Origin of the sequence: Citrobacter sp. CK198 (assembly GCF_030333295.1) — a bacterium.
Classification (GTDB): domain Bacteria; phylum Pseudomonadota; class Gammaproteobacteria; order Enterobacterales; family Enterobacteriaceae; genus Citrobacter_B; species Citrobacter_B koseri.
The window spans coordinates 679,477-701,790 of record NZ_JAOWGE010000030.1; the positions used below are offsets into that span (position 1 = coordinate 679,477).

Below are 22,314 nucleotides of genomic sequence, written 5' to 3' on the forward strand. Positions count from 1 at the left end.
CCTCAGATATTTATTATGCATAGCCAGGAACTTCAAAAATACGCAGCGCTTTCCCCGTATCAGGGTGTGGTACGGTAAAGCAGGTCAACCCAAAAACGGGATAAAGGTTTTCAGACACCAGCACACGCTCCGGTGTGTCGCAGAGCACCATTCTTCCCTGCGACAGAAGAAGAACGCGGTCAGCAAAAGATTCAATCAGCGACAGATCGTGCAATACCGCCACCACCGTTATCCCCTTGTTTTTCACCAACGAAAGCAGTTCCACCCGACCGGAGGGATCCAGATGGTTGGTTGGCTCATCAAGCAGCACCAGGCTCGGCATCTGAGCTAACACCCGCGCCAGCGCCGCCCGCTGCCTTTCTCCGCCAGAAAGCGCAGACAGCGACCGCTTTCGCAACGCCAGTAATCCCGTCTCTTTAATGGCCTTCGTCACGATGGCATCATGCCTGTCGCGTAGTGCATCCTGGGCGTGCGGGATACGCCCCAGCGCCACATAATCCTCAAGAGCCAGCCTCAGATCGGGCGTATCATTTTGCGCCAGAACGGCGATCTGCTTTGCCCGCTGCTGCCGCGACAGCGCCGAAACAGACCGGCCCAGTAGTTGAATATCGCCCTTCTGAAGGGGGAGTTCCTGACTTATTGCCCTCAGTAAAGACGTTTTACCGCTGCCGTTAGGCCCAATAACAGCCAGGCATTTCCCTTCCTCAACCTCAAAGCGAATTGCACAAAGCAGTTCTCCGCCTCCGGGTCGCTGTAGCGACGCAATATTGACGCTTAGAGCACTCGCCGGGTTATCACTGGATGCGACGAATTGCACAATACTTAACCTCTTCCATGATTGAATCATTAATTGGATATGTTATATCATAACAATTGACGTTAACAACCCTGAGATACAAGGCGATTTCAACCGGGGCTCCGTACTATTTTTCATCTTGTCTGCGCGTGACGGATAAAATCATTTTCTCTTTCCGTCTGTCGCGGTAGTCTCATAAAGGCCGTTAATATGTCGGCAGCAATATGAGTCATCATTTCTCCATACTAATAACTAAAAAAACAGCACAGACAGGATAACTATGGATTCCACCCTCATCTCCACGCGTCCCCAGGATGAGACGCCTTCGCTTAATCGCGCGCGCCGCGCCGCATTAGGAAGCTTCGCTGGCGCAGTCGTCGACTGGTACGATTTTCTGCTCTATGGCATCACCGCAGCCCTGGTGTTTAATCGTGAATTCTTCCCGCAAATCAGCCCGGCGATGGGCACACTCGCGGCGTTTGCCACCTTCGGCGTTGGCTTTCTGTTTCGCCCGCTGGGGGGTGTGATCTTCGGCCACTTCGGCGATCGTCTGGGCCGCAAGCGTATGCTGATGCTGACCGTATGGATGATGGGTATCGCTACCGCACTGATTGGCATCCTCCCTTCTTTCGCCACTATAGGCTGGTGGGCGCCGGTATTACTGGTGATATTACGGGCTGTTCAGGGTTTTGCCGTCGGTGGCGAATGGGGTGGCGCGGCATTGCTGTCGGTTGAAAGCGCGCCGGAGAACAAAAAAGCGTTTTACAGCAGCGGCGTTCAGGTGGGTTATGGCGTAGGGCTGCTGCTCTCGACCGGTCTGGTCTCGCTGATCAGCACGCTGACGACCGATGAACAGTTTCTGAGTTGGGGCTGGCGCATCCCATTCTTGTTTAGCATTATTCTGGTGCTTGGCGCCTTATGGGTGCGCAATGGCATGGAAGAGTCCGCCGAATTTGAACAGCAAAAACAGGAAACACCACCGGCGAAAAAACGCTTGCCGGTCATGGAGGCGTTGAGCCGTCACCCTGGCGCATTTCTGAAAATCATCGGCCTGCGCCTGTGCGAGCTGCTGACGATGTATATCGTCACCGCGTTCGCCCTGAACTACTCCACCCAAAATCTGGGCCTTCCGCGTGAGCTTTTTCTGAATATCGGTCTGCTGGTGGGGGGACTAAGCTGCCTGACGATCCCCTGCTTTGCCTGGCTTGCGGACCGCTTCGGTCGTCGGCGCGTCTATATTACAGGTGCCTTAATCGGTACGCTCAGCGCATTCCCGTTTTTTATGGCGCTTGAAGCCCAGTCAATCTTCTGGATTGTGTTCTTCTCCATCATGCTGGCCAATATTGCTCATGATATGGTGGTCTGCGTACAGCAGCCGATGTTTACCGGCATGTTCGGTGCAGGTTATCGCTACAGCGGTGCCGGAGTCGGTTACCAGGTCGCCAGCGTCGTGGGCGGCGGGTTCACTCCCTTTATCGCCGCCGCACTGGTCACCTTCTCCGATGGGAACTGGCACAGCGTTGCCATTTACCTGCTGGCAGGCTGCCTGATCTCTGCCGTTACGGCGCTGTTGATGAAAAATAAACCACACGTCTAATCCCTGTACGGGGGCCGTCTGGCCTCCGTCTGTTCTTACGCAATGTCTGACTTTTGTTTCACATTCCTGTGACATACTATCGGGAGAGCAGTACACCTGTGGAACAAGGAGACAGACATGAATAATAAGGGCGCCGGCCTGACCCCGTCTCAGGCGCTGGATAAACTGGACGAACTCTACGAGCAATCGGTTCAGGCTCTGCGTAACGCAATTGGCAAGTATGTTGAAAACGGGGAACTTCCAGACATTACAGCCCGAAATAATGGCCTTTTTGTTTACCCATCGCTTTCCGTCTCCTGGAGCGGCAATGCGACGAATCCCCCCAAGACCCGCGCCTATGGCCGATTTACCCATGCTGGCTGCTACACCACAACCATCACCCGTCCTGCGCTGTTTCGCCCTTACCTTGAAGAGCAATTAACGCTGCTGTATCAGGATTATGGCGCGCATATCGCGGTTGAACCGTCCCATCATGAAATTCCGTATCCTTATGTCATTGACGGTTCCGAGCTGTCGCTTGACCGCTCCATGAGCGCCGGATTGACGCGCTTTTTCCCCACCACTGAACTGGCGCAGATTGGCGACGAGACCGCAGACGGTTTGTTCCACCCCGGTGAGTTTTATCCGCTTTCTCACTTCGACGCGCGCCGTGTCGATTTCTCGCTGGCGCGACTGCGCCACTACACGGGGACGCCGGTTGAACATTTTCAGCCCTTTGTTCTGTTTACCAACTACACCCGCTATGTAGACGAATTTGTGCGCTGGGGATGCAGCCAGATTCTGGACCCGGACAGTCCCTATATCGCACTTTCCTGTGCTGGCGGGATCTGGATCACCGCAGAAACCGAGGCTCCCGAAGAAGCCATCTCCGACCTGGCGTGGAAAAAACACCAGATGCCAGCCTGGCACCTGATTACGGCTGACGGCCAGGGGATTACGCTGGTGAATATTGGCGTCGGGCCGTCAAACGCCAAAACTATTTGCGATCACCTGGCGGTACTGCGCCCGGACGTCTGGCTGATGATTGGTCACTGCGGCGGCCTGCGTGAAAGCCAGGCGATTGGCGACTATGTGCTGGCGCACGCCTACTTACGTGACGATCATGTGCTCGATGCCGTACTGCCGCCCGATATACCCATCCCCAGCATCGCAGAAGTTCAGCGCGCACTGTATGACGCCACAAAAATGGTGAGCGGCATGCCTGGCGAAGAGGTTAAGCAGCGGCTGCGTACCGGTACGGTCGTCACCACCGATGATCGTAACTGGGAGTTACGCTACTCTGCCTCCGCATTGCGTTTCAACCTGAGCCGCGCCGTCGCCATTGATATGGAAAGCGCCACAATTGCCGCCCAGGGCTATCGCTTCCGCGTACCTTACGGCACGCTATTGTGCGTCTCCGACAAACCGTTGCACGGTGAGATTAAACTTCCCGGCCAGGCTAACCGTTTTTATGAAGGTGCGATTTCGGAGCACCTGCAAATCGGCATCCGCGCCATTGATCTGTTACGCGCAGAAGGCGATCGCCTGCACTCACGTAAACTGCGCACATTCAACGAACCGCCGTTCCGTTAAGGCATGAAGGTGTCTATGAGCAACCCAACTCCCCTTTCCGCCCTGCGTAATCTCCTGATTGCGCAGGGGCTGGATGGCATGATCGTTCCTCGCGCCGATGCTCATCAAAGCGAGGACTGCACGCCACACGATAATAAACTGGCCTGGTTAACGGGCTTTAGCGGTTCTGCCGGACTGGCGTTAGTGCTTCGCGACCGCGCATTGCTGTTTGTGGATGGCCGCTACCAGGTTCAGGCCCGCGCCGAAGTCGATCGTAATGATTTTGAAATTCATCACCTGCATAACGAGCCGCTTGCGGAGTATTTGCAGGAACAGGTTGCCTCCGGCGCACGTATTGCCTTCGAACCTCTGCTGATGGTCAACAGCCAGTTTGAGACACTCTCAGCTACCCACTGCGAACTGGTGGCGTTAGACAGCGATCCGTTCGACGTTGTATGGCAAAACCGCCCCGCCGCCCCCTGCGGCATCATCCGGGAAATGCCCGTTGAAATCAGCGGTGAAAGCAGCGCGCAGAAACGCGCGCGCATTCTCGACGAACTGGCAAAACAGCAGGCGGATTACCTGCCGATCACCCTGCCGGATAATATCGCCTGGATGCTGAACGTGCGCGGCAGCGACCTCAACATGGTGCCTGTTCCTTTCTCGTTTGCGTTATTGCACCACACGGGCGAACTGGAATGGTTCGTTGATGAAAAGAAAACTCAGCAGTTACCTGCAAGTTTGCTCAGCACGCTGACCATTTCCCCGCCGGGTGAGTTCCTTGCACGCTGTCAGCAACGCGCGGCCGGAAAGCGTTTCCTGGTTGATAAAGATTTCGCCCCGGTCGCCCTGCGCTTCGCCATTGAGCAGCATGGCGGTGACGTCATCTGGTCAGCAGATCCGATTACGCTGATGAAAGCGCACAAGAACGAAACCGAGCTGGCAGGATACCGCGAATGCCATGAGCAGGACGGCGCCGCCTGGGTTAATTTCCTCGCCTGGCTGGCGCACGAAGTGCCGCTGCGTGAAGCCGCAGGCAATCCAATAACGGAGCTGGAAGCCCAGGAAAAACAGCGGGCTTATCGCCAGCAACAACCGGGATTTCTTGAGCAGAGCTTTAACACCATTTCTGCATCGGCAGGCAATGCCGCCATGTGCCACTATCATTCAAGCGAGAAAACAAACGCGCCAGTCACAACCCAGGAGATGTACCTGAACGATTCGGGCGGTCAATATCAGAACGGTACGACAGACACGACCCGTACCCTCGCATTTGGGCCGCAGGAGCCGCAGCGTCGGTTACACTACACCGCTGTGTTGAAGGGCTTTTTGTCGCTGATTACCCTGCAATTCCCCAGCGGAACTCAGGGACACCAGCTTGACGCCTTTACCCGCCGGGCGCTTTGGGATCTTGGTCTGGATTACGATCACGGTGCGGGACACGGCGTAGGCCATCAGCTATTGATTCATGAGCAGCCGCACCGTATCGCCAAAAAAGTGAACCCCTGGCCGCTGGTGGCAGGCAACATCATTACGATAGAGCCGGGCTATTACCTCGCCGGACAATACGGTATCCGCATTGAAAATCAGGTCGAAATTGTCGAAAGCCGCCCTGGTTTCTGCAAATTCTCCACACTAACGCTGGTGCCGATCGACTTAAGTCTCGTGGAATTGCATCTGCTTAGCGAGGCAGAAAAACTGTGGATTGATGAGTACCATCAGCAGGTAAGAGAAACATTATCCCCTCGCGTAGAAAGCAACGCCCGCCCGTGGCTGTTCGCCGCCACCGCTCCCATACGGGTGCGCGCAAATTAACCCTGTATGCTGAAAACCAAAAGCCCGCTAAAAGTGGGCTTTTTGGGTAGAGGGTCGGGTTTGTGCCAGGAGTGGACATTGGTATTTCTAGTATCTCGTTTTCAGTTCCTTAGCAACTCTGCGAACTTCATCGTTACATCAACGTGTTCTCCCTACCTGCCTCCGTTGCTCTGAAAACTAAGATAAGAAATGAAAATTGTACACTTTAATAATGAATTAAATGCAGCGCAGGCAAATGATAGCGCAAGTAAACTGAACACATACCAGTCATCGGCCTGATCTCAGGACTTACCATGCGTTTGTTAAATATCTTTGTCTTTTTGTTTACTGCACTTGTAGTAGTGAAAACTATTCACGATAACCCTCCTTTTCTCTGCTCGATATTTTTGTTTCATCTCCTGAGTTCAGCGTTAGTCATGGGCGCGTTTTCCTTTTGTTTATTTTCGATACTGGAACTGGCGTCATGGCCATTGCTTAAATCTATAGACTGGAAGCTGGAAAAGAGATGAATACTCCCAAACTTTCAAGCTATCTCAACCAGTTTCAGGTGCTTATCAAAGTGGCAGAAACAGGTAATCAATCAAGGGCAGCCAGAGAACTGGGGTTGACCCCTTCAGCTGTCAGCAAGAGCCTTACCCAACTTGAGGGGGTTGTTGGCAATGCGCTGATTTCTCGCGAGTCGCGTCCAATTCAGTTAACGGCAAGCGGGAGACGAATACTTCAGGTGGCACGACGGGTGATTGCTGACATTGAAGGACTGGCTGCCAGCGTAGAAACTGAAACACTGCGTATCAACTGTTCAGTGGCGTTTGGTTGCACCCACATTCCGCATATTTCAAATGCCTTTCAGCAGTTACACCCTGGTGTGTGCATTAACGTCACACTTGACGACCGTCTGATTAATCTGGCGCGCGATGAGTTTGATATCGCCTTAAGGATCTCTTCGGAAGCGGCACAATATGAAGAAGATGATATGTGCCTGATGGATATCAGCTGGTTCTACTGCGCCTCTCCGGAATACCTGAAGTGTCATCCGCCGATTTACACCCCCGCCGATTTACGTTTTCATCAGTGTCTGGTCTACCCGCAAATGACCAGCGAGGGACGATGGACATTTCACCACGGAGTCAAGAGTGAAACGGTAAAAGTAATGCCCTATTTTTCGTGTAATTCCAGCCTGCTATTGCTGCAAAGAGCGTTAGCCCATGGTGGGGTTGCCTGTCTGCCGGATTATCTGGTGAGCCATTATCTGGATTCCGGGAAGTTAATACGTGTGTTGCCAGCTCACGATCCTGGCGTCACACATCGTTTGCAGGCCATTGTCTCGCCTTCAGTACAGGAGGACAAAACTATTATTCATTTCCTGGACTTTCTGAAGACTGTATTACGGGAAAAAATGTGATGGCGCGTTGATCATTGACGACACTATCTGTGAATAACATTCACAGTTATTGTTATATATCACTGCGAATCACAATTCAGCGATGCTGTCATCGGGACAATATTGTTTTACCAACATCTTCGTTAAAAGATGATCTTACAGAAATAGATTCTGTAATGACTAAAACCCTACACACATATTTATGGTTCGACAGAAAGCCAGAAAATATAAGTCTCTTTTAAGAGGTTGAAAATGATGGTAAACAGTGAAGATGCAGTGATTAAACATAGAATCCCATTCACCACCTACGATCTCGGATGGGTAGTATTGTGCATCGGCATGGCGATAGGCGCAGGTATTATCTACATGCCGATTCAGGCTGGTGTAAAGGGAATATGGGTATTTGTTGCCTCTATTTCATTAAGCTATCCAGCAATCTACTGGCTTCAAGACTTGTACCTTAAAACCTTAACCCAGACCCCAGCCTGTGACAGCTATGCAGAAATTATAACCCAGTATCTTGGTAAAAACTGGGGAGGATTATTAGGCGTCGCTTACTTTTTAATGTTGCTAATGGGTATTTTGAATTATGCCATGAGTCTGGTAAACGACAGCGCTGCGTATTTGCATAGCTACCACATTACCGACGATTTTTTATCCAAAACAGCATGGTATCCCCTGATTTTATTAGGTGTGATGGTGTTGATTGCTAACCAGGGTGAAAGATGGTTGTTTCGTATCTCCGGACCGATGATTTTCTTTAAACTTGCCGTGATTGTCTTTCTTGGCGCGGTAATGACCCCGTACTGGAGTATCAGCAATATCTCTGCTTTTCCTCCTGTCATGAGCTTTCTACGGGATGTTTTGCTAACGCTGCCATTTACGTTGTTTTCAATTTTGTTTGTTCAGATCCTCAACCCAATGAACATCGCGTATCGCAAACTGGAGTCCGACCCGGTTATTGCTTCACTACGAGCGATCCGTGCTACGCGCATTGCCTACATCGTACTTGTCGTCAGCGTGCTGTTCTTCGCCTTCTCCTTTAGTTTCTCTATTACCAAAGAGGAGGCAGCGTCAGCCCTTGAACAAAATATCTCTGCTCTGGCGCTGGCATCACAAATCATGCCGGGAAATTTAGTGAGCATACTTTCAGTAACACTGAATATCTTTGCAATATTAACGGCATTCTTCAGTATTTATCTGGGGTTCAAAGAAGCCATTATGGGACTAACGGTTAATATGATATCCCGCATCTCAGGCAGCGAAAACATTAACCGCAGGTTGCTTTCAATCATTATTGCCGTAGCGATTGTCGTATTTCTCTGGGTTTGGGTCAGTTTTGATTTTTCAGTGATGCTGCTCATGCAAATTTCTGGCCCAGTATTTGGACTGGTAGCTTGTTTAATACCATTCTATCTGGTGAAAAGAGTCTCGGCGCTGGACAACCTGCGAGCCGGTAAAAATTATTATGTTGCATTTTATGGCGTTCTTCTTTGCATCTCGCCCTTTTTAAAATTTGTTGAATAAAATTGACCAACAGACCTGGTCATAAATTATGGATGTGTATATGAATAATCAATTCCTGAAATTATCAACCCGCTTAACACAAATGGGGCGGGATACTCGCGAACAGCACGGTTTTGTGAACAGCCCGGTGTATCGCGGTTCAACCGTTGTATTTGAAACTGTGGAAGATCTCGAAAACAATCGAGCGGCCTTTGCTTACGGTACGCTGGGCACGCCAACTATTAAAAATCTGGAAGATGCATGGACGGAGCTTGCAGGGGCTGCTGGCACAGTGATGTCACCTTCTGGACTGGGCGCCGTGGCCCTGGCGCTAATGACGACACTCAAGGCAGGAGATCATCTCCTGATGCCGGACTCCGTATACCGCCCAACGCGTAATTTTTGCGATCTCACTCTGCAAAAATTTGGCGTCACAACCACTTATTACGACCCGATGGTGGGAGAAGATATCTGCGCACTGATCCGCCCTGAAACCAGCACGCTATTTCTGGAGTCTCCCGGTTCGCAAACCTTTGAGATTCAGGACGTCCCGCTGCTTACCCGCATTGCACGTAGCCGGAATATTAAGACTATCATCGATAACACTTGGGCAACGCCGCTGTTCTTCCAGGCACATCAACACGGCTGCGATATCTCTGTGGAAGCCGGGACCAAATACCTTAGTGGACATTCTGACTTGCTGATGGGGATGGTGAGCGCTAATGCCGAGACCTGGCCTGCGCTACGTGCCACCTATGACAGTATGGCCATGTTACCGGGTGCAGAAGACTGTTTCCTTGCCTTACGTGGTTTGAGAACGTTGCATATTCGCCTGAAAGAAGCGGAAGCACGGGCACTGGCAATTGCTCACTGGCTTGCAGAACAACCTGAAGTCAAAACTGTACTCCACCCCGCAATGCCGGATTGTCCGGGACATGAAATATGGAAGCGAGACTTTACGGGATCGTCAGGGCTGTTCTCTGTGGTGCTTGATCCCGTATTCAGCAAACAGGCGGTAACACGCATGCTGAATGACATGCAGCTGTTCGGAATGGGGTATTCCTGGGGCGGTTTTGAAAGCCTGATTATTCCTTTCGACTGCCGGGAATATCGAACTGCGACAACCTGGAACAAGAAGGGAGAAGCCCTCCGGCTCCAGATTGGCCTGGAAGATCCGGATGACCTGATCATCGATCTGCGTCAGGGGCTTAATCGGCTGCATTCATTGACGTAATCGGTTTTTGCGGCTCGCAAACCTGCAAAATTTGCTCTTTCATCCATAAATGTCCAGGTGAGTTACTGAGCTGTGGGCTGTAATAAGCCTTCAGAATATACTGGGGTGTCGGGAATGGAGGAGCAAACACCACAAGATTTTTCATATCAAAAACAGATGAGATGCCCCGCTTGGGAAGCGTGATGACCAGATCAGTATTTGAAACAATGAGCGGGGCAATCATCAGACTTGGCAATTCAACAACAATTCGGCGGCGTACCTGCTGACTTTCCAGATAACGGTCGATAGCCCCACGGGATTCCAGCCATGGGCGTACCACCACGTGTCCGGCGCTTAGATAGCGCTCATGGGTAAGGGAATCATGAATTTCAGGATGACCGCGTCGCACAGCAACCACGTAATCATCAGTAAAGCAGGTAATGGACTCAATACCTCGTCGGGGGTTTTTCTGCTCTTCTTCAAAACCAAGGGCAAAATCGACTTTACCCGAAAGCAGATCTTCATCGGCGTTAAAATCGCGTGAGTAGATAAGCTTAATGGTAATGCCCGGCGCGAGGCTGTTAACTCTCGCGATCAGGCCAGGCAGAATCACAGCGGCAGTGTAGTCCGTGGCGGCAAAAGTAAACGTCTCCCGGCTTTTTTCCGGCTCAAAGTGTTCAGGCTCATGCAGGCAAGTCGAGAGACTGCTCAGAGCGGCGGAAACGTTGGCGGCAATGCTCTCTGCTTTTGACGTTGGCACCATGCGTCCGCCGGTGCGCACAAATAAGGGATCATCCAGTGAGGCACGTAAACGATTGAGCGCATGGCTCAGCGCCGATGGACTTAGCGCCATTTCGTTAGCTGCTTCCGTTACGCTCCCATGCCGATAAAGAGAATCGAAGATAAGCAATAAATTCAGATCGGTCTTGCGCAACGTCGACATCATGGTTCTTTTTTCCGGGGCAAATTTGAAAACAGCGATTAATGAATATTATACATTTTATTTTTGCATAAAATGCAGCGAAAGCATGATTAAAAAAAGATAGTATATTTCCAACAAAATGATTCTGAAGAGGCAAAACTATGTCTACCCCTGTATTCCGTCAGGCCACTGCCGCCGATGTCGATCGTTGCTATGATATTGAAATCACATCCTACGAAGGGGATGAAGCCGCAACGCGCGAGAAAATAGCCACCCGTATTAACCGCTATCCGGAAGGTTTCCTGTGTATGGAGCTGAACGGCGACGTTATTGGTTTCATCAATGCAGGCTGCGCATGGGAAGTCGTGATGTCTGATGAAGAGTTTAAAGAACTGGTTGGACACGATCCGGATGCACCCAATGCCGTGATTATGTCTGTCGTGGTTCACCCGGATTACCAGGGCAAAGGATACTCGTCGTTGCTGATGCGTGAATTCGTAGCGCATATGAAAGCAATGAACAAAAAAACCATTCACCTGTTGTGTAAAGATCGCCACGTCGATCTGTATGCCCATTTTGGTTACCAGTATATAAAACCGTCAGAATCAGACCACGGTGGAATGGCCTGGCATGAAATGATGATGACCCTCTGATTTAACGATCCAGACACGACTCTTTTTCTGTTCATCTCCGGTTTGCGCTGACAGTTTGCTGTGGTTGTCAGCGCCTCCTCACCTGATTTTTTTTATGCAAAATACTCAAACTTCTCGGCAGATGCTTAAGCGTACCCTGCGTACACGCCACCTTTCGATGATCGCTATTGGTGGTTCTATAAGGTCGCTACGGTAGTAATTTTCATTGTGCTGGGATTACTGATCATTACCGGTATCCTGCGTGGGGCACCTGACGCCGGGTTGCATAACGGGCAAACAGGTTCAGGGCCATTTGCAGGCAATATCTTCAGTATGATCGGCGTGGCGATGGTTGTTGGTGTTTCTTTCCATGGGACTGAACTGATAGGTATTGCCGCAGGTGAGGCTCAAGAGCCAGAGAAAGCCATTCCGCGCGCCATGCGCCAGGTTTTCTGGCGAATTTTGCTGTTCTACGTTTTTGCGATTCTGGTGATCAGCCTGATTGTGCCTTATACCGATCCGCACCTGCTGCAATCCGATGTAGATAACGTCAGCATGAGTCCGTTTACACTGGTATTCCAGAATGCAGGGTTATTATCCGCCGCGGCGATCATGAATGCGGTTATCCTCACCTCCGTGGTCTCAGCCGGTAACTCTGGGCTATACGCTTCAACCCACATGCTCTTTAACCTGGCGCGTGAAGGAAAGGCTCCTGCATTTTTACCCATCTGACACGTAACGGCGTGCCGCTGCTTGCTTTGCTGGCAACTGCCATGGTGTCGGCACTGTGTTTTTTATCGTCGATGTTTGATAACGCATCTGTCTATATGTGGTTACTGAACATGACGGGAATGACTGGCTTTATTGCCTGGTTAGGGATTGCCGTCAGCCACACTACCGTTTTCGACGTGGATATGTACAGCAGGGCCATAACGTTGACATCCTGCCTTATCGTTCAGCGTTTTTCCCTACGGGGACTATCTTTGCCTTCTTACTCTACCTGGTAGTAACACCAGGCCAGAACTATCAAGCGTTTTTGCATGACAAAATCGACTGGTACGGAGTGGCGTCCACCTATATCGGTATTCCGATATTTCTGGTGTTATGGACGGGCTATAAGATAACCACTCGCAGTCGCTGGATAAGATATAACGAGATGCGTTTTGATAAGCAGGAGTAATGGTTATATCGGTCGTCGCCAGCGTTTAACACTTTTTAACGCACAGTCAATCGACACAGCAAGGTAGTCTGGGAACTGTGGTGACCACCCACTGGCGATCGCCGTCCGCTCCGTGCCAGAAGCGGACATCCATAGGAGAAATAAACGATCAGTTCTTAAATTCGTTGTAATTTTTTGTATTCGCAAAGGGGTTTATGTTGGTTATATAATTACCTAATATTCATACAGTTGAATGGGAGATGTGGGATGAAGTTCTCGCACAGACATGGTTTTGATCCTGAGTATAGTAAAAAGCCGATACGGGAAGATGCTCCAGAGTGGCTTCGCTCTTTATTTTTTGTAACTGTCCTCGATAATTTTTTGTACATTGATGGTGATAGCCGCATTGCGAATGATGAGAACAAGCCTTTGGGTATTAAGGCTTTGATCGAGCGACTTTGCGCAGAGAATGGTCAAGAAACAGATCAAGAGGATTTCGATTCATGGTACTGCCATGATGCTTTGAAAGCACGTTTGCAACATATGCGTTGGTTTCAATTTTACGATGCTGTTGAGATCATTGGAGATCTATTAAGAAAAAGAGATGTAGAGAGAGGCCATACTTGGGGTAAGAAGGTATTAGAAGACATTACTTTTACATCATATCGTCAGAAATTGAACGAGTTATTCGCATCTCGAAATATTGACTGGAAAATGAATTCTGCTGGTAGGTTAGAAACACCATTACCAAATGAACTAGAACAAAAAATCGATGAAACTAATAACTTATTGCAAGACCAGTTTGAACCTGCAAGGAGGCACTATGTGAAAGCCCGGGCTTTTGCATTAGGTGCGCATAAGGATCCAGAAAATTCCATAAAAGAATCGATAAGTGCAATAGAAAGCATGTGTCGGACTTATTATCCGTCAGCCTCAACCCTGGGCGAGGTATTAAAACTGATGAGAAAAGAAAACACTATCTCACCTATGCTATTAACTGTAATAGAAAAATTTTACGCATATACAAATGCAGAGCCAGCAGTAAGACATGGTAGCAACAAGGTTTCTTCTGTCTTGGAATACGATGCTGAATTCGTGTTGCATATATCAGCAGCATTTATTAGAACAATAATACAAAGAAAAGCTGTTTTGGATAACTAAGACAGACTTACAGCCAACTGACCGTCTCTTATTATTCAATAACATAATAATATTAGGTCCGCTCCTCACTCTTGAGGGACAAGCATACTCAAATCTCTCATATTACAGGAGATTTGAGTATGAAAACGTCACCGTGGAACAAAGACTATATCATCGGTCAAAAAAGACCTAGTTATCTAACAAAAACTTTTCACATGCCAACAAACTTAATTTATTTAAATGCTATTAATACAACTAATGTTTAAAATATATATTTTATATCAACCCAATTTTTTGCATCATTGTCAACTAAAGTAACGCTGTGTCCATAACTTGAATTTATAGCATCGATTACTGATTGTGATGGATGTCCATGTGAATGACCATCCGACTGAGCTATAAACAAAACATTATCAAAATCCGCAATTATTTTTTGATTGAAATTTAATTCCGAACCATGATGAGGTAATGTCATCACCCTTACCGTTTTAATCACTTTTGAATAGAATTCAGCCCATTTATTATAATACAATGATGTCTTAAGCTTTGAGTCACCTGTTAATAAAACAGATCTAACTCCTTTATCTCTATCAAAGAGAAAATATCGCTCAACCCGACTATTTCTAAAACCAAACCGCTCACGACAAGACTCATTAACAACTTCCATCTCAGCTTCTTGATTATTAATAATCAAGAGATTGATTGATATTACATTATGATCGCCAGCAAGTTTTAAATAACACTCGCGTAATTTCTTTCTTTCCTCCGTGCTAGTTAATATTTTAAGTATTTTTTTCTTACTTAACTCAGAAAAGCCATTTTCAATTAACTGCTGACTGAAAATTTCAATTTTCTTACGTGAACGGGGCGGTATCCAAGAAATAAATGACATTAGTGTATCAGTTTTGTTTTCCCCTATCCTTTTAACCAACCAACGGTTACATTCAACATCTCCTTTGGAGTCAGATATTTTCATTGGTAAGCTTACAGCGCTATCCTTAATGTTTTCACTATTAAACATAGGGGGGTCAAAATTATCATCAATATCACTGGGGTAAAGTAAAGATATATCTGCCTCAGGCAACCTTGATTTTACCCATTTGACAGGATCAACGAGAAACTCCATAAAAAGACCTGACGTCGAATTAGAACATAGCTCCGATGCAATTAAGTAATAGCTATCATGGATATCTAGGTATGGTAATACAACCTTGCGTATTTTGTTATCTACAAGCTGACATAAATGGTCAAATCCATTTATATGGTCTGAATCCAAATGAGAGATGTATACCACATCAATATGTTTCTCATCAATATTAAAGAGAGATTTAGCCACATCCATCTCCCTACGCAACGCATTTAATTGGTCACTTCCGCAGTCATACACATAACTGTAAAGCAAGCTACCATCCCTTCCCCTCAGTCCTCCTAAACTAAATCCACCCTGGCCAACGGGAAACAATCTTTTATGAAATACTTCTCCGCTCATATATCCTTCTTACACCTTAATGTGATCATAAAATTGTCTTAAAGTTAAATTTAAAGCTAATTTTTACTAAAGAGTCACAGCACATTCCACCTCGTGAGTTATAGAAATGTATATTCAATCAGTTAGAGGATCAACCCGATTTTCTCTAATAAGATTTCGCAACGCAGTACGAACAGCAGTTACTTCTGCCATCCCATTAACAACCACACTGGACTACAATCCCCTAATTCTAAAGACTGTAACCATATCCTCTTCACAGAAATAATCTGCTTAATACTGAAGGTCATCTTTCTCGACGCGAATGTATGACATAACAACCTCAGTTAATTATCTTTTGATAGAATAAGACCTTCACAAAAGGTTTAAGCAACCTATCCCAAGACAACACGCTAAGCTTGCCTTGTAAGCATCCTGCTTAACCGAACAATTCGCTTTCAGAGGATTTCCGGAGAACAGCTCAGATGCCTTATAAGGCCAATGTCCGCTTCTCGCTCATAGCAGACTGTTCACTTACGTCAGACTGTGTTGCGTCAAAACGGACGCCACGATTAACCATTTTCTGCCTCTGGCGATCTTAATCGGCTCATAATTCGGGCCGATTAAGATACATGATTACACCGTCGGGATGGTGCCGCCATCTATCACATATTCGGTGCCGGTGATGGCGGCAGCATGAGACGACGCGAGGAAAGCAATGAGCTTCGCCACCTCAATGGGCTTTGACGGACGACCAAGAGGAATACCCCCGAGTGCATTCATGATGATTTGCTTACCGCCTTCGTAATCCGTTCCCGCCTGCTTCGCCAGTCGCTCTGCCATCGCTACCGAAGCCTCGGTTTCGATCCAGCCGGGCGCAACACGAACCACACGAACCCCCTTCGGGGATACCTCTTTCGACAGGCTCTTGCTGTACGCCGACAGCGCAGCTTTTGCCGCCGCATAACCGGTGGTCGATTCCGGTAACGGCAGTTCACGCTGGATAGAGGTGACGTGAATGATAACCCCGCTGCCCTGCGCCAGCATCCCTGGCAGCAGCGCACGATCTAAGCGTACCGCTGGCAGCAGATTAAGGTTGAGTTCCTGCTGCCACTCCGTTTCGCCCAGTGCTGCAAAACCACCTCCAGGTGAGGTAGAACCGCCCGCAACATGGATGATGGCGTCGACACCGCCCAGATGCTTCTGAACGGCTTCAGCTACTGAAGCACACCCGTTGACCGTGGTCAGGTCCGCCGCCACGAAGGCGTCGGCGATACATTCTGTGGGCGTATGACGCGCGGTGGTTAACACCCTGGCACCCAGTTGCTTTAATAATCCAACGACCGCTTTGCCGACGCCTTTGGTGCCGGCAGTAACCAGTATGCGTTTGTCCTGAAAATCAAGATCTAACAACATCAGATAATCTCCAGTGTGTTGATCTTGCCGCCGACCAGGCCGAAAGCATGCTTAAGCACTATCGGGCTGCCGGGAAAATTACCGACGACGTTTGAGGTGACTGTCACCCGGTGGCCTTCGGTGAGGAACTGAACCGGCTCAACGCTGTAGTCAAACGCGGCCTGTGCGGCACGTTGCCATGCCTCGATCGCTGCGTGTCCCTTATGCGTTTTACCTTCGTCTGTCACGACAGCATCGGCGGTAAAACAGTGCTTAACGTTGGCAATATCTGCTCCGTTGCTGATCGCAAAATAGTCAGAAATAGCGTGCGGTAGGGCTAATGACATGGCGCTTTACTCCCGTTGTTTACAGTACAGGAATTTTCAACATAGACTGTGAAATTGACAAGTACGCACGAAAAAGTGAGCAACTGAATTATGAGTAAGTTATACACTCCAGAATCTGCCGCAAGCGGCGTGGAGCATGTGCTGCGACTGCTGGAAGGTCGCTGGAAATTAATTATTCTTTTTCATCTGTTCGATGGAAAGGTACAGCGCTATTCTGATTTTGAAAAACTGATCCCGGGTATTTCACAGAAGATGCTGGCTCAGCAACTGCGACAACTGGAAGCCGACGGCATCGTATCACGCACGGTGTACCCTCAGGTGCCGCCGAAAGTGGAATATCGCCTGACCGAGTGGGGGCAAGAACTGTGCCCGGCCCTTGATGCAATGCTGAAATGGGCGGAAAAACGCGAGGATTAGTTGTCACTGGAGCCTTTTTGTCGTGAGCGAAAATTACTGATATCTGGTTTTCGCTCAAATCGGACATGGTTATGCAGAGCCTCTTGTCCGGCGTACACCAGGGGCAATGACGATATATTTGGATGGGTTACATCTGGAATGACGTGCAAATACCTGCGTACCATTCCCATAGTATTAAACTGCCTGAGTCATCACCGATTTAAACTGCGCATGCCACATGTCGTAAAATTTTCCCCGACGGCTTATCAACGCAGTGAAGTCCCCATTTTCGATGACCTCTCCAGCAGACATCACGATAATCCTGTCGAACTCTTTTATATTACCGAGCCTGTGCGTCACTGCGATCACAGTTGTGTTCAGGGCAAGAATATCATTAAACAGCCGGTGCTCAGTTTCAGGATCGAGTGATGAAGAGAACTCATCAAAAATAAACAGATTGGCCTTTCGGTATAGCGCCCGTGCAATCGCGAGCCGCTGCCACTGCCCTATGGAGAGTTCATCGCCGCCGAACTGCTTGCCCAGCCGGGTGTGCTGGTCATACGGAAATCCTACCTTTTTCAGCAATTCATCAACCGCTGACGACGGGGCTTCTGCATCATAATTATTCAGGGCAATGTTTTCGCCCACCGTGAACTCGTACTTTCCGTAATCCTGAAACACGGTGGCTATCTGGTTCCGGTAACTTTCAATATCCAACCTGTCGAGCGGCACGCCTGACACAGACACCGCCCCCTCACTGAAGGCGTACATGCGCAGGATCATTTTAATCAGAGTTGTTTTTCCGCTGCCGTTCTCACCGAGAATAGCGACCTTTTCACCGGGGGCAATTTCAAGGTTAACCCCATTCAGGGCTGGATGATTACGCCCCTCATACTGAAACCGAAGTTTGTGAATGCTGAGGGCAAAAGGTGTTTCGGCGGGTAAGGTAAGGTGCCCGTTTTTCACCGGTTCAATCTTATCCGTCATAAACGCATGGTAGCGGGTGAAAAAACTGCTCATGCTGACGAGATTCGAACCATAATTGGCTATCTCGTCGAGGTGCGATTTCATCATCACAATGGACTGAAACACCATCACCAGCGCGCTCACGGCAATATCACTGGTGCGTAAGTTGTTTAAAAAAAGAGTTACCCCGACGAACAGCATAGTCAGGCTCAGCATCATGGCCGGCACAGGCGTGATTAGCGCGCGGATGCGCTGTTTGTGCATGCGATTATAGGTATTGCTAGCGGACGCATTGAATTTAGTCAGCAGATATTTACCAAGACCGTAAAGCCGGATCTCCTGCAAAAAACTCTTGTCCATACTGACGCCATATACGTAGCGCATCGCAATCGCATCTTTAGACGTGAAGAATAAATCCCGCACATATCTCTGCTGGATACGCATATTGATGGCAATCATCGGTATGGCGGAAAGCGCGCAAATGGCCGCCCCTGCTCCTGAATAGTTGATCAGAACCAGCAGCAGACTGCCGGCCATGACGATTGCCCGGATAACGTAAATGATACAGATGATGAAATTAAGCGGTCGATACGCCGCTTCTTTTTTCAAATATTCCAGTTGCTCGTAACGCTCCTTATTATCAAACAGGCTCAGGGAAAAGGAGTCGTTCATACGGCACATAATCTTAGCGCTGAAGTGATTGGTCGAAATCTCCGTGACATCCCCCTGAACAAGATTGACCAGAGGCTGCATAAGCTGCATGCCAAGGAGTGAAACACACCAGACCGCAACGTTCAGCATCAGATCGCCATCGGTGGTTTGCACTGCATGCAGCGTGTTGATTATTTGGCCGGTCATAAAGATGTTGAGGGCCGGTATCAGCCCCTGAAGCAACACAACGACGATAAGTGCGGTAATACGAAGTGGGCATGACGCAAAGACGTACCTGATAGCCAGTAGCACTGACGACCTCCCTTGTTGCAGTAGCCATAGATCGTGTGAGTCGCAGATCATGATAGATGAGAATGGCACTCAATTGCATTAATGGAATGTAACAGTGAACTGGGTTGTGAAGTAGACGTTCTCTCCATCCCTGACCATCGGCCAAATGCAATCGCGACTTCCCCTCCCCCAACAGCCCCCTGGTCTGATGGACATTTATCACCCAAACTTAAGCCAAAGACATGGTCTGCGTGGGCATTGTGCTTTACACTGCGCGCTGTAAAAACTGAGTAGATAAACGATTAACCAGGCGGTAAGGCGATGAACGGAACAATCACAACGTGGTTTAAAGATAAAGGTTTTGGATTTATCAAAGATGAAAACGGTGATAACCGCTATTTTCATGTGATTAAGGTTGCCAACCCTGAGCTGATTAAGAAAGACGCGGCGGTGATTTTTGAACCCACCACCAATAACAAAGGCTTATCCGCTTATGCTGTGAAAGTCATCCCGGAAAGCAAATATATCTATATCGCGGGCGAGCGCCTGAAGCTCACGTCGATCAAGTCTTATCTGGTTTACAGCGAAGAAGTGCCAGCCGATACCCGAATTGATAAAGAAAACGCGGTGCTGTCTGTGGGCGTGCTGATGAGTAGTATCAGACCCAAATCAGCCGCAAAGCCCGGTGAAATGCGCTCGCTGAGAAAACTGGCAATCACCACCTTCCAGGGAACGACGTTAATCTTCTCAGAAGATGAGATAGACATAGAGGCCACGGTGAAACTGCTCAAGTAATTCATCTGAATCCCGTGCCGGAATACTGCGCCAGTTATAAACAGAATTCCGGCTCGCGTGCGCCAGGTACAGACGCAAAAATTACGGGTATAATCACATACATTATTCAACGGTTTCAGAAACGAAGATGACAAAACTCACCTTACAAGAGCAGATGCTAAAAGCGGGATTAGTAACCAGTAAAAAAATGGCCAAAGTCCAGAGAACGGCTAAAAAATCACGAGTTCAGGCGCGTGAAGCAAGAGAGGCTGTGGAAGAAAATAAAAAAGCGCAACTTGAGCGTGATAAACAGCTAAGCGAGCAACAAAAACAAGCGGCTTTATCTAAAGAATATAAAGCGCAGGTGAAGCAACTTATTGAAATGAATAGAATCAGCATTTCAAAAGGCGATATTGGTTTTAACTTCACAGATAATAACTTAATTAAAAAAATAGATGTGGATAAGGCGACGCAAGCCCAGTTGATTAATGGTCGTCTCGCCATTGCGCGTTTGGTTGTTGATAACGGTGGGGAATGTGAATACGCGATTATCCCCGCAAGCGTAGCCGATAAAATTGCACAGCGAGATGCTAACAGTATCGTCTTAAATAGTGCGCTTAGTCAGGAAGAGCAGGACGAAGAAGATCCGTATGCTGATTTTAAAGTGCCTGATGATTTGATGTGGTAATCAACGTTTGTCGATCAGCGTCCGGCGTGCCGGGCACTGAAAGAACTGAATGCCGATGACGGAAAGCAAAAAGCCCGCTAAAAAGCGGGCTTTTCTAAATTTGGCTCCTCTGACTGGGATCGCCTTTGCCAGTATGTGGCTGATAAATAGGCTAGAGTAGAAATCCCTTCCAGTCAAGACCCCTAAAATGACCCCCCTTTATTTTCAGAGAAAAAGCCTAATCTTTAGGAACCGCAGTAAGTAATATACTATTCGCGTGGTCGAAGAATCCGGACTGGATAAGATCTCAGAATAGGAAGTGGATTGGCCCCTATATTTCCAGACACTTTTTATCGCTTTACCCATTACTGGTTCGCCGCCGCAGATATTCCCGTGGCGAACGATATCCCAGTGCACTGTGCGGATGCCATTCGTTGTAATGTTCGAAGGCCTCCGCAAGGTTCTTTGCCGCTGTTAACCCGTCAGGTTTTGGCATGATGCTGATGTAGTCGCGCTTCATCGTTTTCACGAAGCTCTCCGCCATTCCGTTGCTTTCTGGACTACGTACCGCCGTATGTTTTGGCTCCAGTCCTACCATTCTGGCGAACTGACGCGTCTGATGAGAACGGTAGGCTGAACCGTTGTCTGTCAGCCACTCAACGGGGGATGTCGGCAGCCTGTTACCGAAGCGACGCTCTACTGCACCCAGCATGACGTCCTGCACGGTTTCACTGTCATATCCACCGGTACTTGCCGCCCAGTGAAGTGCCTCGCGATCGCAACAGTCCAGTGCGAACGTGACCCGCAGTTTTTCACCGTTATCACAGCTGAACTCGAAGCCGTCGGAGCACCACCGCTGGTTACTTTCTCCAACGGCCACTTTCCCTCTATGCGCCCGCTTCGAGGGCGGTATTGCCGGTTTACGCTCAAGCAGCAGCGCATTCTGACGCATGATGCGGTATACGCGTTTGGCATTGATCACCGCCATGTCGTCAGTTTCTGATTGTCTGCGCAGCAGTGCCCATACACGACGATAACCATAGGTGGGCAGATCGTCGATAACGGTATGGATACGAGCCAGCGCTTCAGTATCATCAGGCTTGCGCTTGCACCGACGATCCTGCCAGCCCTTCGACCGACGGGCCATGGCATGCAGTTGCGCACGTGAGACCCGGAGGCAACGACTGACAAGGCTTATTCGCCATCCTCCGGCAACAAGGGCACGTGCGCTATCCACTTTTTTTGTCGGCCATATTCAACGGCTTCTTTCAGCAGCTCGTTTTCCATGGTTTTTTTGCCCAGCAGGCGCTGTAACTCTTTAATTTGCTTCATTGCAGATGCCAGCTCCGACGCGGGTACAACCTGTTCACCCGCGGCAACCGCAGTGAGACTGCCTTCCTGATATTGCTTACGCCACAGGAACAGCTGACTGGCAGCAACGCCATGCTGACGGGCGACCAGCGACACGGTCATTCCGGGCTCAAAGCTCTGCTGAACAATGGCGATTTTTTCCTGAACGCTGCGCCGTCTGCGCTTCTCTGGACCTAGAACATCAATCATTCGGACTCCAACGACTAGTCTAAAACTAGTATTAAGACTATCACTAATTTAAGTGATACCAACTGTCTGGAGATTCATGGGGCCAGTCTA

General features: G+C 48.8%; 18 protein-coding genes and 1 pseudogene. 12 read left to right on the top strand and 7 right to left on the bottom strand.

Translation table 11 applies throughout. From position 1 onward, the window contains the following. Positions 1-13: 13 nt before the first annotated feature. On the bottom strand, positions 14-847 hold the full coding sequence (locus tag OGY62_RS12290; protein WP_286459976.1) for an ABC transporter ATP-binding protein: 834 nt from the start codon (positions 845-847) through the stop codon (positions 14-16). A gap of 229 nt (positions 848-1,076) precedes the next feature. Here OGY62_RS12290 and shiA point away from each other — a divergent pair, with 229 nt between their 5' ends. The 6 genes from shiA (at position 1,077) to metC (ending at position 9,880) form a co-directional block, all read left to right on the top strand. Next, positions 1,077-2,393 carry a shikimate transporter gene (shiA, locus tag OGY62_RS12295; RefSeq protein WP_286459978.1) on the top strand — a complete coding sequence of 439 codons (1,317 nt, stop codon included), beginning with the start codon at positions 1,077-1,079 and terminating at the stop codon, positions 2,391-2,393. 117 nt (positions 2,394-2,510) lie between these two features. After that, a complete protein-coding gene (locus OGY62_RS12300) occupies positions 2,511-3,965 on the top strand; it encodes an AMP nucleosidase (protein WP_286459979.1) in 1,455 nt (484 codons plus the stop codon). 15 nt (positions 3,966-3,980) lie between these two features. Then, the gene (locus OGY62_RS12305; RefSeq protein WP_286459980.1) at positions 3,981-5,759 is read left to right on the top strand and encodes an aminopeptidase P family protein; all 1,779 of its coding nucleotides are present in this window, start codon (positions 3,981-3,983) and stop codon (positions 5,757-5,759) included. Positions 5,760-6,264: 505 nt separating this feature from the next. After that, the gene (locus tag OGY62_RS12310; protein ID WP_286459981.1) at positions 6,265-7,161 is read left to right on the top strand and encodes a LysR family transcriptional regulator; all 897 of its coding nucleotides are present in this window, start codon (positions 6,265-6,267) and stop codon (positions 7,159-7,161) included. 318 nt (positions 7,162-7,479) lie between these two features. After that, positions 7,480-8,667, top strand: a complete 1,188-nt coding sequence (locus OGY62_RS12315; protein WP_233594315.1) for an amino acid permease — start codon at positions 7,480-7,482, stop codon at positions 8,665-8,667. A gap of 40 nt (positions 8,668-8,707) precedes the next feature. Next, positions 8,708-9,880, top strand: a complete 1,173-nt coding sequence (gene metC / locus OGY62_RS12320) for a cystathionine beta-lyase (RefSeq protein ID WP_286459983.1) — start codon at positions 8,708-8,710, stop codon at positions 9,878-9,880. Here the strand turns inward: metC and OGY62_RS12325 are convergent. Beyond that, positions 9,855-10,805: a LysR family transcriptional regulator gene (locus OGY62_RS12325; protein ID WP_200090764.1), complete on the bottom strand. Its 951-nt coding sequence runs from the start codon at positions 10,803-10,805 to the stop codon at positions 9,855-9,857. The genes metC and OGY62_RS12325 overlap by 26 nt on opposite strands. 137 nt (positions 10,806-10,942) lie before the next feature. Between OGY62_RS12325 and OGY62_RS12330 the strand changes: the two genes are divergently transcribed. The 3 genes and pseudogenes from OGY62_RS12330 (at position 10,943) to OGY62_RS12340 (ending at position 13,733) form a co-directional block, all read left to right on the top strand. Next, on the top strand, positions 10,943-11,434 hold the full coding sequence (locus OGY62_RS12330) for a GNAT family N-acetyltransferase (protein ID WP_130029136.1): 492 nt from the start codon (positions 10,943-10,945) through the stop codon (positions 11,432-11,434). 171 nt (positions 11,435-11,605) lie between these two features. After that, positions 11,606-12,593: pseudogene (locus OGY62_RS12335) on the top strand (amino acid permease); the annotation flags it as partial. 246 nt (positions 12,594-12,839) lie between these two features. Further along, complete coding sequence (locus tag OGY62_RS12340; RefSeq protein ID WP_286459986.1) at positions 12,840-13,733, top strand: hypothetical protein; 894 nt, start codon at positions 12,840-12,842, stop codon at positions 13,731-13,733. A 241-nt stretch (positions 13,734-13,974) separates the two neighbouring features. On the opposite strand, the gene OGY62_RS12345 is transcribed toward OGY62_RS12340, so the two are convergent. The 3 genes from OGY62_RS12345 to OGY62_RS12355 all read right to left on the bottom strand — a co-directional run bounded on the left by OGY62_RS12345 (position 13,975) and on the right by OGY62_RS12355 (position 16,919). Continuing rightward, on the bottom strand, positions 13,975-15,201 hold the full coding sequence (locus OGY62_RS12345) for an MBL fold metallo-hydrolase (protein ID WP_286459987.1): 1,227 nt from the start codon (positions 15,199-15,201) through the stop codon (positions 13,975-13,977). A 612-nt stretch (positions 15,202-15,813) separates the two neighbouring features. Beyond that, positions 15,814-16,593, bottom strand: a complete 780-nt coding sequence (locus tag OGY62_RS12350) for an SDR family oxidoreductase (RefSeq protein WP_286459988.1) — start codon at positions 16,591-16,593, stop codon at positions 15,814-15,816. Continuing rightward, complete coding sequence (locus OGY62_RS12355) at positions 16,593-16,919, bottom strand: nuclear transport factor 2 family protein (RefSeq protein ID WP_047462801.1); 327 nt, start codon at positions 16,917-16,919, stop codon at positions 16,593-16,595. The genes OGY62_RS12350 and OGY62_RS12355 overlap by 1 nt, the downstream gene beginning before the upstream one ends. A 90-nt stretch (positions 16,920-17,009) precedes the next feature. Here OGY62_RS12355 and OGY62_RS12360 point away from each other — a divergent pair, with 90 nt between their 5' ends. After that, a complete protein-coding gene (locus OGY62_RS12360) occupies positions 17,010-17,336 on the top strand; it encodes a winged helix-turn-helix transcriptional regulator (RefSeq protein ID WP_012131813.1) in 327 nt (108 codons plus the stop codon). A gap of 174 nt (positions 17,337-17,510) precedes the next feature. On the opposite strand, the gene OGY62_RS12365 is transcribed toward OGY62_RS12360, so the two are convergent. Beyond that, on the bottom strand, positions 17,511-19,244 hold the full coding sequence (locus tag OGY62_RS12365) for an ABC transporter ATP-binding protein (protein ID WP_286459990.1): 1,734 nt from the start codon (positions 19,242-19,244) through the stop codon (positions 17,511-17,513). A 300-nt stretch (positions 19,245-19,544) separates the two neighbouring features. Between OGY62_RS12365 and OGY62_RS12370 the strand changes: the two genes are divergently transcribed. Continuing rightward, positions 19,545-20,018: a cold-shock protein gene (locus tag OGY62_RS12370; RefSeq protein ID WP_047462794.1), complete on the top strand. Its 474-nt coding sequence runs from the start codon at positions 19,545-19,547 to the stop codon at positions 20,016-20,018. A 127-nt stretch (positions 20,019-20,145) separates the two neighbouring features. Continuing rightward, positions 20,146-20,685, top strand: a complete 540-nt coding sequence (locus tag OGY62_RS12375; RefSeq protein WP_012131810.1) for a DUF2058 domain-containing protein — start codon at positions 20,146-20,148, stop codon at positions 20,683-20,685. Between the two features lie 337 nt (positions 20,686-21,022). Here OGY62_RS12375 and OGY62_RS12380 read toward each other — a convergent pair. Then, positions 21,023-22,224, bottom strand: a protein-coding gene (locus OGY62_RS12380) for an IS3 family transposase (RefSeq protein WP_096913407.1) whose coding sequence is annotated in 2 segments (ribosomal slippage) — positions 21,023-21,909 and positions 21,909-22,224 — 1,203 coding nt in all. Because the reading frame shifts where the segments join, the coding sequence is not laid out codon by codon here. Positions 22,225-22,314: the final 90 nt, after the last annotated feature.